Origin of the sequence: Paenibacillus azoreducens (assembly GCF_021654775.1) — a bacterium.
GTDB classification, from domain to species: Bacteria; Bacillota; Bacilli; order Paenibacillales; family Paenibacillaceae; genus Paenibacillus_AQ; species Paenibacillus_AQ azoreducens.
On sequence record NZ_AP025343.1, the window covers coordinates 5892060 to 5905962 of the forward strand.

Sequence of the window (13903 nt, forward strand, 5' to 3'; positions counted from 1 at the left end):
TTTTGCTGTTTTTATCTCATCATGATTTTGCAAAATTCGATTCCAGACGCTCCCGGGAACAATATATAGACGAACTAAATCGTTTCGATCTATATATTGCTTGATTAAAAGTCGCTTATTGGATTTTTGCAAAATCCTCGTGTAGAAAAATATCGGCTGTTGGCGAATGAAATGATACCCTCGGTTGATTTTTTTTAATAGAATACTATAAAATAGTTGAATGATGATGAAAATTTTGTAAATCTTTTTGAATGCTCCATCCCATAACAAAAAAACATACAGGAGAATAAAATGGAAAATAACGAGCCACAAAGGCTTACGCGCCCCAGGAAAAAGAAAAAGAAGCGTAAGAAGACAACCTGGATTTTGATTGCGCTTGCATGCCTCCTGCTCATTGCGGGTGCCGGATACATATTTAGGAAGCAAGTCGCTCTGCTCGCATTCGATACTTTGATGAAAGATACTGTGACAGAGACGCTCGATCAATCCTACGAAAAAATCGATGAAGAGGAGAAACCGGAGACCGTACAGAATCCGTTCTCTGTTCTTCTCCTTGGAACGGACGAACGCAAAGACGAACCCGGGCGATCTGATACCATTATTTACTCTGTCGTGCGCCCGGAGGATGGACGGGTTCTGCTCATCTCCATCCCACGTGATACATACACTGAAATCGCCGAGGAGAATAAAAAGAGCAAGATCAACGCCGCTTACTCGCGGGGAGGCATCAAGAGAAGCGTAGATACCGTCGAGAACCTTGTCGGAAATAATGTCGATTTCTATGCCACCATCAACTTTCAAGGCCTGAAAGATGTCGTTGATAAGCTCGGCGGGGTCGAGCTGCCAATTACCAAAGTCATCGAAAACAAGCAAAAGATCCATGAAAAGCTGCGGGTCGAGCCAAACAAGCCGATATACAACGGTGAAGAAGCGCTCAGTTACGCCCGCTACCGCGAAGATTCCGATTTTAACCGGACGATGAGGCATCGCGTATTGATCAACGCCATCATGGCCCGAACGCTGGAGCTTAAAAACATTACGAAGATCCCGGATCTGATCAAAGTAGCCGGCAGCAATTTCAAGACCAACATGCCATCCTCATTTATTATTGATCTGGCCAAAAAATTCTATGAAGACGGCAAAATGCCTACCTTCAGCAATTATATGCTGCAGGGCAAAGGCGCCATGCGCAGTTCGATCTGGTATTATGATCCCGATCGCAAAGATGTCGAATACATCCAAAAGCTGATTGCCAACTGGCATGATCCGAATACGCCAGCCGGTCAGCTGATGGAACCGGCTTTAGATGAAAATGGCAACGCTAAAAAAGCAAGCGGAGACCAATAACCTAAATAAAGGCATCCCTTCTTTCGAGACATGAAAGAAACGGGATGCCTTTTTTATTGGCAAAAGATGCCTCCTGCAGGCGATCACGAACGGCCTTGGAAAGGGCCGCTTTTTTATCCGCTTCGCCTCCCCCTTCCCCTGGACAAAAAGCCGCCCCAGATCCATTGATCTTACAGGGCGGCTTCAAGTTCCTAGTTATGTTATTGTCCGCGTAATAATTTTAACCTTCAAGCAGCAATGATTCCGGATCTTCCAGCAGTTCCTTCACGGTAACGAGGAAGCGTACAGCGTCGCTGCCGTCGACGATCCGGTGGTCATAAGAAAGCGCGATGTACATCATCGGACGGTTCTCCGAACGCTCTTCGTCAATCGCTACCGGACGAAGCTGGATTTTATGCATGCCGAGGATACCTACTTGCGGCGCGTTCAGGATTGGCGTAGACATCAGGGAACCAAACGTTCCGCCGTTTGTAATCGTGAACGTTCCTCCTTGAAGCTCAGACAATGCCAAAGTATTGTTGCGCGCTTTCGATGCCAGCGAAGCGATTTCTTTCTCGATTTCGGCGAAACCCAGACGATCCGCATCGCGAACGACCGGAACGACCAAACCTTCCTTCGCCGCTACCGCAATACCGATATCATAGTATTTTTTAATGATGAGATCCTCGCCGTCAATTTCCGCATTCAGATACGGGAATTTCTTGAGGGCGCCAACCACGGCCTTCGTGAAGAAGGACATAAAGCCGAGGCCGATATCATGCTTCTCTTTGAAAGCATCCTTACGGCGTTTGCGGACATCCATGATTGCAGTCATATCCACTTCATTGAAGGTCGTGAGCATCGCAGCCGTATGCTGCGCTTCAACCAGGCGTTTGGCAATGGTTGCACGGCGGCGGGACATGCGAACGCGTTCAGCCGGTTTTCCGAACTGGCCGGCATCAGCTGCGGCCGGAGCAGCCGGTGCCGCAGGAGCAGAGGCAGCCGGACGCGGTGCTGCTGGAGCCGCATGATTTTTGACGTTGTCTTGGTAAATGCGGCCCTTAGGGTCACGGTTCACTTGATCCAGATCAATGCCCTGTTCACGCGCAAGCTTGCGCGCCGCAGGCGATGCCGCCAGATAGGATTCCCCTTCTTTCACAGGTTCGGCCGGAACGTTGGAAGCCGCAGGGGCAGGAGCTGCATTCACCTCAGCCTTTGGTTCTTCCTTGGCAGCAGGCGTATTCGCGGCTGCGACAGCCGCTTCCCCGCCCTCGGAAATTCTACCGATCACTTCGCCGATTTGAACCGTGTCGCCGTCATTTCTCAAGATCTTCTCAAGCACGCCGGATTCATCGGCGCTGATTTCAAGATTGACTTTATCCGTTTCCAGTTCAAGCAGCACATCCCCCTGGTTAACTGCTTCCCCTTCTTTGACATGCCATTTGAAAATCGTTCCTTCTGTGATCGATTCACCCATTGCCGGTACTGTAATTTCGCTCACTGCTTGCTACCTCCCCAGTGCGATATTATGTTTAATAGATTTTTGATTTAATGCTGTGGATACGATTTGTTGTTGTTCAAAGCCGTGCACCTGCTGGAAACCACTGGCGGTACTTGAACGTTCGGGACGGCCGTTGTAATTAACAGGCACGCCTTGAGGCGCCAATTTGCGGAGATGCGGCTCGATATAACGCCAAGCACCCATATTTTCCGGCTCTTCCTGTACCCATAAGATTTCCTTTACATTCGCATAACGAGCGATAATCTCGCGAATTTCCTGCTCAGGGAACGGATACAGCTGTTCCACGCGGATGATGTGCAGCCAATCCATGGAGCTTTCTTCCTTCTCCAGCGCTTCCTCAAGCTCGATCGCGATTTTGCCGCTGCACAGAACCAGACGTTCAACACGCTCAGGGTGCTGGCCGAGTCCCGGCTGTTCCAAAGCGCGTTTGAAATGGCCGTCGCTAAGCTCCTTGCCGCTGGATGCAACACGGCTGTTGCGGATGAGGCTCTTCGGCGACATCATGATCAGCGGACGCGCATCTTCGCTTTCCGTCAAGGCCGCTTGACGGCGGAGCAAGTGGAAGTATTGGGCTGCGCTCGTCAGATTGACAACGGTGAAGTTCTCTTCCCCGCCAAGCTGAAGGAAACGTTCCAGACGGGCGCTGGAATGCTCAGGTCCCTGCCCTTCATAGCCATGAGGCAGAAGCATCACGAGACTTGATTTTTGTCCCCATTTGGAACGGCCGGCCGAAATGAACTGGTCAGTGATGACCTGCGCGCAGTTGGCGAAATCCCCGAACTGTGCTTCCCAGATCACAAGCGTTTCTGGCGAATATACGTTATAGCCGTATTCAAATCCGAGCACGGAAGCTTCGGACAGCGGGCTGTTATGAATCGCAAAGGATGCCTTGGCCTGCGGCAGTTCATGCAGCGGGCAGAAGGTCGAACCGTTTTTCGTGTCGTGAAGCACGAGGTTGCGGTGCGCAAATGTCGCGCGTTCGGCGTCTTGGCCTGTAATGCGGATCGGTTTGCCGTCGGCAATGATGCTTGCGAAGGCCAGTGTTTCCGCCAAGCTCCAGTCTACCTTTTCCCCGTCATTCAGCGCCGTTTCGCGGCGTTCCAGAATGCGCTGCAGCTTCGGATACACATTGAAGCCTTCAGGGCGTTTCAGCAAGTCGGCGTTGATTTCACGCAGCTTGCCCAGCGGCACGCTTGTTTTGATCGTTTGAATCCGCTCTTCGGCAGGCGTTTGCTGATGAGTATTCGCAGGCTCCTGCTCTTTATCTTTGATCTTGTCGTACGCTTCTTTCATCCGATTCTGCACGTCCTGAATCAGACGGGTGGTGCGTTCCTTGCTCACCATGCCTTTTTGTTCAAGCAGGCCAGCATAGATGGCAGCAACGCGCGGATGTTTTTTCACTCTGTCGTAAATGAGGGGCTGGGTTGTATCCGGATCATCCGTTTCGTTGTGGCCGTAACGGCGGTACCCCACCAGATCGATCAGGAAGTCTTTCTTGAATTTATTGCGGTACTCGCAAGCCAGGCGGATGGCGGCGATACATGCTTCCGGATCGTCGGCATTAACGTGAACAATCGGAATTTCATATCCTTTTGCCAGGTCGCTTGCATAATGAGTCGAACGGGAATCGCGGCTTTCCGTCGTGAAACCGATGTTGTTGTTGGCGATGATATGAATCGTACCGCCATTTTGGAATCCTGGCAGCTTATTGAAGTTCAGCGTTTCGGCCACAATGCCTTCACCAGGGAAAGCGGAATCCCCGTGAATCAGCACCGTTGCGGCTTTGTTCACATCCTGTTTCGGATACCCCGGCTTCGTACGGTCTTCCTGGGCCGCACGGGCAAAACCTTCTACCACCGGATTGACGAATTCAAGGTGGCTCGGGTTGTTCGCAAGCGTAATCCGCGTCTGCACGACGCTTCCGTCTTTCAGGACGCGTTTGGCTCCCAGATGATATTTAACGTCGCCGGTCCATCCGAAGTTAATGCCCATCGAACCCTCGGAAGGGAACAGCTTTTTATTCGGCGAATGATGGAATTCGGAGAAAATCTTCCCGTATGGCTTGCCGAGCACATGCGCCAATACGTTCAAGCGGCCGCGGTGGGCCATCCCCATCAGAATATGCTCCGCGCCGTCGTCGGCCATGTTGCGGACCAGTTCGTCGAGCATCGGAACCAAAACATCGTTGCCTTCAATTGAGAAACGTTTTTGACCAACGAAGGTGCGATGCAGAAATTCTTCAAACTGCTCAACTTCAATCAGTCTTTCCAGCAAACCCACTCTTTCCGTTTCGCTTAGAGGCGCCGGAAAACTGTCGCCTTCGACATGGAGGTTCAACCATACGCGCTCTTCCGTGTCATGTACGTGGCTAAATTCGAATGCAATGGTTCCGGTATATTTTTGACGCAGCTTCTGGATGGCTTCCCAACCTGTTGTCACATGCTCTGGCGCTCCGTCCCAGATCAGGGATGCAGGAACAGCCGCAAGATCGGACTGGCTCAGTCCGTATAGTTCAGGTTCAAGCACACGAGTGTCAGGCTTCGGAATGATCCCAAGCGGATCGATATCTGCAGCCAAATGGCCGTACGCCCGGATATTCCAGACCAGCTTGCCGGCATTCACGCCTTTCTTGAGCAGATCGGCGTTGATCGGCGCGTTGGCTGGCGCGGCGCTTACAGGCGTCAGCTTTGCCGGCGCCATCGGAGGCGCGCCCCACAGCTGAAACACTTTGCGGAATGTTTCATCCACAGACTCCGGATCTTTCACATACCGTTCGTATTGCTCCTGAACGTATCCCAGGTTGGGGCCGTAGTAAGATTCCCAGGCTCCCTGCGTTTGCGTGTCTTTCTTATTGGTTATCATCGCTAAAGTGATACCTCCGCCTTGATTTTTTGATAGTCATATAGAGTGGATGTTCCTTTAAGGCGAGATCAAGAAAATGACTGCTGCTTGGTCTACTATTTTCTTGATCGCCACGATTCTATATGTTGGACGGAAATCTAAAAAAATGATTTTTGTAAGCCGTTTCAGTAAAATGTAAGCGGCTCAATTTCTATTATAAACAAATCCTCTTCATACCTGAAATAACCATTTAATATAGTTATGATCTAAAAAACAGATCAATCGGGGCATTCAGATATGACAATGTTTACAGCTTCTATTCTTCAAAAAGCGATAATTGATCCGGAGGCAGTTCAGGAACCTCCAAATCCATCAATTTCATCAGCTGCATGGCATTGTCCGCCGCGTCGCCGCCCGAGTTGTTGTTGAAAATCACCCAGCAGTTTTGCGTCGATTCAAGCAACTTGTTTATATTGCGTTTCCATTCCAGAAGCTCGTTCTCATCGTACCGGTACAAATACCGTACTTCCCGCCAATTGGGCTGTCCGCTGGAATGCCAGCCGGACACGTTCCGGCCATGCAAGCGAACAAGCGTAACATCTTCCCGTGTCGGCTCTAGGATCGCGGGAATAGAACCTTCCCCGGCCTGCGGTTCATCGCAAACGGAATGAATCCAGCCCTCTTCACGCATAAAGGAAAGCGTCTTATCCCGCATCTCTCCGTCAAACCAGCTTTGATGCCGAAATTCCAGCGCCAGCGGAAATCCGTCCATCCATTCCCGGGTCCGGCGCAAAATATCGACATTTTTTCGCTCGCAGGCAAACCATGGCGGGTATTGAAACAGCACTGCGTTCAGCTTCCCCATCTCCCGCATTTCCGCCGCAGCTTCCCGGAATGCCCGAAACATCGACTTGGCATCTTCAAAGGGAATTTTACCGCGGGTATGCCCGGTCATTCCCTGATAAGCTTTGACAATAAAACCGAAGGATTCGGGTGTCTGCTCGCTCCACTTGCGCATTCTTTCCGGAGAAGGAACCGCGTAAAAGGAAGCGTCGAGCTCCACGATCGGAAAACGGCTGCTGTACTCTCCCAGCTTGTCTCCGGCCCTGGTTCCCTGCGGATAAATGCGGTCATGATCCCCCCAGCCCGCAAGGCCGACGAAAACATGCTTTTTTGCGATTGATTCGTGTTTCAATTGTTATCGACTCCATCATGTCTTAGTATGACCAACTATTTTCTTCCAATAACTTGGGTTTATTCACTTTAGTAATCTTTAACCATTCGCCGCATAAATGATCAATAAAATCATAAGTATTTCACATTATTTGTGCTCTGCATATCGTGTTAAGGCACACAGGTTAGTATACAAGCTTTCGCAATTGGGTTCATGAAAAGGATGTAAAAAAGAGCCCGCTGCTTTCCAGCGAACTCCATGATACGGAATTAATGCTATATAAGTTGAACTAAAGATTTTATGACCGTCATCATTGCGCATGCGGAGTATTCTTACGATCTCTGTTGTCCTCAGATTTCTTTTAATTTGTATGGTATGGCTGAAATCTGAGGACAGCTTATGCTTTCGACGCGAGCTTTCCAGAGGAAAGCTTTCAGGAGACCGCTTCGCTTCTTCAGAATAATTCCGCCTTCTCCGTTGAAGTATTCCTGTTCTTTTGTTAATTCTCATTCCCTATTCCGCTTCCATCTGCAGGACGACCGCCTGATGCAGGGCGATGTCCAATTCTTTCGTATATTCGTCGCGCTGTTCCGGCGTCCGGCCTAGAGCTTCGTTATCGTAATGTCATCAATGCTCAAGGCCCCTCCATTATGGATCCCCCATATTAATCGGTAATCATCATAATCATTCAGGGTAAACGTGAAGCTTCTCGAATACGAATCTCCTGGAGCTTCTGTCCAATGGTGGACCCCAACATCCTGATTAATCCCGCCGGTTGCGCTCCGGGCCAGGAAATAGAAGCTTCCCTCTTGTCCTGGCGCTATCACGGTCTTCGCCTTAAATTCCACCTTATAGGAAGCACCGGGTTCTAACCGAATCCGCTCAGGATGACTGTAAAGAAACTCGTACCAATCCATTGAATCTTTCGCTTCGCCGTAAGCAGAGAAATTTCCGTCAATCACCTGATTCTTATTCGATGATATTTGACCGTACTGATCGTGGAAGCCCGCGGTATAATGTGAAGCGGCAAAACTTCCCCCTTCAAAGCCCTCTGTCACATGGCCGGAAACGGGAGGATTGCCCAATACAAAGATTGCCGTTTGACCCTTCTTCATTTCAATCTGAAATTCGTTGATATGCGTACCAATCAAAGTGTTGGTCATAATGTTGAATACCGGAGTTGCCCTTGGCAAACGAATCGTCTTCACTCCTGCCTTCGAAGCATGAATGCTGATCCATGCCTGATTTGCTTCCAGGTTATCATAGCTGTCGGTGTAGACATGCACCCCCGCCTCTTTATAGAGCCGATTCAATACAGAAGCGGGTATCGGCGTTGATGCGACATATACCGAGCGCCAATCGGCAAAATCCTTCACAGCAATGACAGGACCTCCGTCCCTGACAGCTCTGCCCCATACGGCAGCATCAGAAACATCCGGTTGGAAGACTGGGTCCAGCACAGTTTCTCCATATATCGTATCATTGTTAGGAAACAGTGCCGGGTCAAGTTTGAATGAAAGAGGAGGCGCACTCGCTTCTCTTACCTTCTTGATCGTAATATCATCTATAGATAATCCTCCGCCATTATGAATGCCCCATATCAATTTATAATCATCAAAATGCTTTAACGTAAAGGTGAAGCTCTTCGTATATGATTGTCCTGCATCATCCAGCCATTGATTCACGCCAACATCCTGGGCGACTCCTCCGGATGGGGAACGGGCCAGAAAATAATAGTAGCCGTCCTGTCCTGCCGCCGCAGTTGATTTGGCATTAAACGTAACTTCATAAGTGGCCCCGGCCTCCAGTTTCACCTTACCACTGTCGCTGTAAAGAAATTCATGCCAATCCGATGTCGCAGGAGCTTGACCATGTGCCGAATATGGACCTGTTACGACTTGTTCCGGATCTGAAGTAATTGTACCGTACTGATTATATCCAGCAGTAAAATAACTCTTATCGAACGTTCCCGAATCAAAGCCTTCATGCACAACCGTTTTCGGTTCAAGGCTGCCGCCTCCGGCTGAAACCCGCTCCTGAAAGCCAAAGCCGGTAAGCTGCTCCATTTTCGGAACGGATAATCCCTCAGCCGCATCCCCCGCATATCCTGGCGCCCAATTCCAAACTAATGTCCGGTTATGTTCCTTAAGTCTATTAATCGCTGCACGCTGCTTATCGGTTAATTGAAAAGTGTCCAAGAAAATATATACTTTATAGCGGTCCGGAATACGCCCTTCCTCCAAGTCCTCGATGAGATAGCGGTCGAATGGAGCTCCGGCGGCGCTTAATTCGCCCACGCCCTGCGGTTTTCCCAGCACTGGGCCTTCGTAGAAATTGGCTGATACATCTTTATCACCACCAAGGTAGAACGCACTTTGATTCGAGGAAATGACCGCTACTTCTGAACAGCGTCCTCTCGGCAAATGCATGGAATAGTCCCCCCATTGCTTAAGCCGTTTGAACTCCGCAGCGATCTCCGGGGCATTATACCAATCGCCGGATGAATGGTCCATGTACCACATTCCCGTCGCATGCGTAACCGCTTGACCAAATGCCCGTTGAATGATACCCAGCGATTCATCCATATTCGTTGCAAGTACAAATGAGGTGCCCGGAGCAGCTAAATGAGTACGATCATCCGCTTCATCGATAAATAGCTTATTGTGCAACGCCAGACTGTCCGAATAAGTTCGGAGAGCGCCGTCCTCCCCGGGGCCGCGTCTCCAATACGTATGCGGCGAAGTCAACAGATCAACATTTGTCAAACGATGGGCAATCGCTGCCGCACGATGATGAATTTCCTGCGGCATATAGCCCATATCCGGGGTATAGCCATACAACACGGATACCAGCAAACGCCCCTGGCTCTCCTCCTTGACAATGCCGGCAAAGTAATTGATCGCATCCACAACAGCCCGCTGGTAAGCTTCATAATAATCGACCAATCGAACGGAATCATTAGGATTGCGAAATAACCCGATGTCCGCTGATCTCCGTTCCTCCGCTTCAGGTATGGCAATCGTTTCAAAGGTAACTGCAGAATCCTTCCATGCTGCGCGCAGCGCATCCAAATTATGATTGTATTTCTCTTCCGCATATCTAATATATGCCTGGCGCATAGGCTCGCTCGTATCCGGTAAATACTCCGCATTCCAATTATGCCATTCGCCATACATTCCGGCTGATAGCGTCAAGCCCATGAGCCGGTCCTTATAGGGTCCGTCCAGCAAATGCCTGACCATACTTCTCAGCATCTCGCCCGTCTCGGTGCGCCAAGCAAATGATGCCATCGATGCATCCCTATTGATCGCCGATTGTCCGGGAGCTATCGCATATCCTACCGCATCCTCGGGATGTTGGTCCAACCACCATTTAGGCGCCCATAAATGAAGACGCGGCAGCGCATATCCAGCGGGTACCCGATCCGAAAAGGTCTTCATGACTCGATCAATCGTCGAAAAGTCCTGCTGTCTATTGCCTACCCATCCCAGATCAAGAAAGCTGGTCTTTTCAATAAATGAATACAGTTTCACGCCGGCAGCCTGAAAAGCTTGGGCATCCCGCTCCGAAATTTCCTGCTCAAACAAAAACATCGGAAATTCGGGCCGATCATTAACAAATAGCGCAGGTGCGCCATTGTGATCTCCAAGGCGAAACGATGGCGCAGTAGGTGCAATCCGATCACTATTCATTGAAGCAGCCTCCCCTTTATCTTGTGCCCAACCGGTTCCTCCGCTAATCAGAAAAATCATTGCGCTTATAAGAAGCGCGATTTTTGCGTTTTTCATCTGATCCTCGCGACACCTTTCCATTAGAATGAAATAATTTGTCAAGGCATGTACCGCGTATTATTACCTCTTGCATTTGCACAAGCAACTGCTTATTGACGTGCCATCTCATATCATCAGGGAATCAATGAAATGCCGCATATCAATCATGGTATGGCTGACTCGCGATGCTTCTGCCGCAAAGGCCATCAGATGACTTTGAACCGAATTTTCGGCAGAAGACAGGCCCTTCGCGTATTCTCCAGAGTCAACGAGATGAATAAAATCTCGAACCATAATCCAGTCCCCGCCGCCATGACCGATATGCCCTTTGGGAGGTTGCAAAGTTATTTTCACCTCTTCACCTGTATCAAACCGCTTTACAATAATCTCATTGAGCTCCATGGCACCGCGAATTTCCCCTTTTGTCCCGGTCAGATGAATAAATCGTCCTCCATCCCGTGCAAAGGCAGTCATGGTGAATACAGCCGTTACTTCATTTTCAAACTCAAAATTGACAACTTGATGATCAACTACATCGTTCTCGCAATAATAGACACATCTTCCATATGGACCGTCATGCAGCGCCTTCAACCGTCCCTCATAGCTTAAATCGGCACTGATCGAGGTAGTAGGCCAGTCAATACTGTCCGTCAAATAAAAGTTTGGAGCATAATATTCACATGAAGCAGCGACAGGACAGCCGTCAAGGCATCTTTTAGGGGCTCCTTCCGGAGCATTCTCCGGTCTAAAATAAGAAAGCGCTCCGTATGAGGACACATAAGTGCATGGGGAATCGACGATCCACTGTAAAATATCCATATCATGACATGCCTTTGCGAGAATCATGGGACTGGATTGCTTCGAATTCCCCCAGTTTCCTCTCACAAAGCTGTGAGCCTGATGCCAATAGCCTACATATTCATTGTGCTGAACCGTCATAAGTCTACCAATAGCACCCGATTGCAGCAGTTCCTTGATACGAGAGAAAAACGGGGTATAGCGAAGCACATGACATATCGAGAATACATTGCCTAGCTGTTTCGCTTTCTCCCCCATCTCGATGCATTCTTCCGGAAGCGGCGACATTGGTTTTTCCAGCAATACATGATACCCTAATTCCAATGCGCGCATCGTTTGTCGATAATGGTCCTGATCCTGCGTGCAAATGAATACCGCATCCGCAAGCCGCTTCTGCGTAAGCAGCGCATCTGCATCCATAAATACCTTCGACTCATCAATCTGATGCTTCTTCGCAAATTGCAGCCGTTTCTCCCAGTCGATTTCAGCAACGGCAACAATGGCCAACTCTTCCGGATGGGCTATTGCATAATCTGCATATACTTGGCCACGCACACCTGCACCTATGACAGCTACAGTCATTTTCTTCATGATATACCTCCACTGATGATCATTTAGCCTTTAATACCGCCCATTGTGAATCCGGATATCAGTTTCTCTTGTAAAAGCAAATACGCAACCAGAACCGGTAATACCGCAATCCACATCGCTGCAAACAGCACCGTATAATTCGCACTATACTTCTGAATCTCAACTAAATTAGCCAAGCCGACCGCAATCGTATATTGACTTTCGTTTTGCAGCAGAATAAACGGCTGAAAATAGTCATTCCAAATTCCTATAACAGCAAATGTGCTGACAGCTACAATTCCGCCTCTGGCGAGAGGAAGCATGATGGAAACAAATACTCGGAAATGACCCGCGCCGTCCATAAACGCAGCTTCTGCATATTCCCAGCTAATGCCTTTAAAGAAGGAATAAAGAATGATCATATTAAATCCAATCCCGCCTGTATAGCCCAGCATAACGCCAAGCGGATTGAACAAGTCCAGATTCTGCATCAGCAAATACCATGGTCCAAAGGTTCCGATTGTAGGGATCAGAAAACCTACGATCGCCAATCCGTATATTACATTTGACCCTTTGAATTTGTACTTGGCCAGCACATAGGCAGGCATTGCGGCAAACATCACGGAAGTACACGTGCCAATTGCCGTCATCCATACGCTATTAAAAAAGTATTGGCCTATATGGGCCGAGGACCACGCCTTCATATAGTTCTCCCATAACCATTCCTTGGGCAGTGACCATATATTTTGAAAGAACTCGGTGTTGCTCTTAAGGGAATTAATAAACATCCATATAAATGGATAGATTAAGCTAAGCGCATACAGCATGAACAAAATTTGTATAATGCCAAGTAAAACTATTTTAGCCGGGCTCTTATGTTTTATCGTCATAGCAGCCTTCCCCCCCTTTTCCTCCCGTTGTTAGAACTCTGCTGTATCCATGCGTTCCGTCAACCACTTAATAGACCAGACCACAACGAACCCAATTACCGCAAAGATCATCCCGTATGCAGCGGCCATTCCATATGAATTCTTTTCTACCACAAGTCTGTACATTTCCAGAGCCACCGTCGTCGAGGAATTGAACGGTCCGCCGTTTGTTAACAGCATGGGTTGAAGGAAGATCGTGAAAGCGCCGCTTGTGCCCAGAATAATAAGTGTGGAGATCGTCGGCCAGGAAATGGGCAGGACGATATAGTAAAGTTCCTTCCAGAAGTGAATCCCGTCCAGCTTCCCCACTTCGAAATAATCGGTAGGGATTCGTTGCAGAGCTCCTGTTATAATGACGTTGTTGTAGCCTATTCCGGCCCATATGCAAAATACGAAGACAGAAGCCAGAGCTGTCTGAGTATCACCAAGCCATACCCGTTTCCATGAGTCGAGGCTGAGCAGATTCAATAATCCGTTTACAATTCCTTGCGTTGGATTCAGTGCGAATGAAAATACCATCGTAATGACAACGATTGAAATGATAGACGGGAAGAAATATACGATCCGATAGAATCGTGAGAAAGGAATCTTTCGGTACAGCACCAAAGCAACAATAAGCGACAGCACAATGCTTAACATGTTGACAGGAATAAAAAGCAAACTGTTTCTAATGGCGGATATCCATACGCCATCGGTAGCCATGCTTTTAAAAGCTGAAATATAGTTGTCAAAGCCAACCCACGTTTGCCTGCCGGTATAAGGATTCCAATTTTTAAAAGAATATAGCAAAGTTTGAATTTGCAGATATAACCCAAACACAAGATAATGGATAAGAGGCCATGCCAGCATGATGGTGATAAACAAACCCCGTTTTGTAATCTTAAATCTCATACGCATTAAGTGTCCTTTCTTGTGATGGTGTAAGAACGAGAAGATCTGAATGATAAAACAGCTCAGATCTTCTTCGCCAACG

8 protein-coding genes are annotated in these 13903 nt (G+C 48.6%); 1 reads left to right on the forward strand and 7 read right to left on the reverse strand.

Annotation, left to right across the window (positions count from 1 at the left end):
* Nucleotides 1–291 precede the first annotated feature (291 nt).
* Nucleotides 292–1347, forward strand: coding sequence for an LCP family protein (locus L6442_RS26110; protein ID WP_194234228.1), 1056 nt, complete (start codon nt 292–294; stop codon nt 1345–1347).
* Nucleotides 1348–1567: 220 nt separating this feature from the next.
* Here L6442_RS26110 and odhB read toward each other — a convergent pair whose 3' ends face one another.
* The 7 genes from odhB to L6442_RS26145 all read right to left on the reverse strand — a co-directional run bounded on the left by odhB (nt 1568) and on the right by L6442_RS26145 (nt 13821).
* Nucleotides 1568–2827: a 2-oxoglutarate dehydrogenase complex dihydrolipoyllysine-residue succinyltransferase gene (odhB, locus tag L6442_RS26115; RefSeq protein WP_194234227.1), complete on the reverse strand. Its 1260-nt coding sequence runs from the start codon at nt 2825–2827 to the stop codon at nt 1568–1570.
* A 6-nt stretch (nt 2828–2833) separates the two neighbouring features.
* Nucleotides 2834–5710, reverse strand: a complete 2877-nt coding sequence (locus L6442_RS26120) for a 2-oxoglutarate dehydrogenase E1 component (protein WP_212977105.1) — start codon at nt 5708–5710, stop codon at nt 2834–2836.
* A gap of 295 nt (nt 5711–6005) precedes the next feature.
* Nucleotides 6006–6884: a DUF72 domain-containing protein gene (locus L6442_RS26125; protein WP_212977106.1), complete on the reverse strand. Its 879-nt coding sequence runs from the start codon at nt 6882–6884 to the stop codon at nt 6006–6008.
* Between the two features lie 581 nt (nt 6885–7465).
* Entirely contained in the window at nt 7466–10555 is a 3090-nt protein-coding gene (locus L6442_RS26130) for a hypothetical protein (protein ID WP_212977107.1), read from the reverse strand.
* A 204-nt stretch (nt 10556–10759) separates the two neighbouring features.
* Nucleotides 10760–12022 carry a Gfo/Idh/MocA family protein gene (locus L6442_RS26135; RefSeq protein ID WP_212977108.1) on the reverse strand — a complete coding sequence of 421 codons (1263 nt, stop codon included), beginning with the start codon at nt 12020–12022 and terminating at the stop codon, nt 10760–10762.
* 23 nt (nt 12023–12045) lie between these two features.
* Complete coding sequence (locus L6442_RS26140; RefSeq protein WP_212977109.1) at nt 12046–12891, reverse strand: carbohydrate ABC transporter permease; 846 nt, start codon at nt 12889–12891, stop codon at nt 12046–12048.
* 30 nt (nt 12892–12921) lie between these two features.
* Nucleotides 12922–13821: a carbohydrate ABC transporter permease gene (locus L6442_RS26145; protein ID WP_212977110.1), complete on the reverse strand. Its 900-nt coding sequence runs from the start codon at nt 13819–13821 to the stop codon at nt 12922–12924.
* Between the last annotated feature and the right edge of the window lie 82 nt (nt 13822–13903).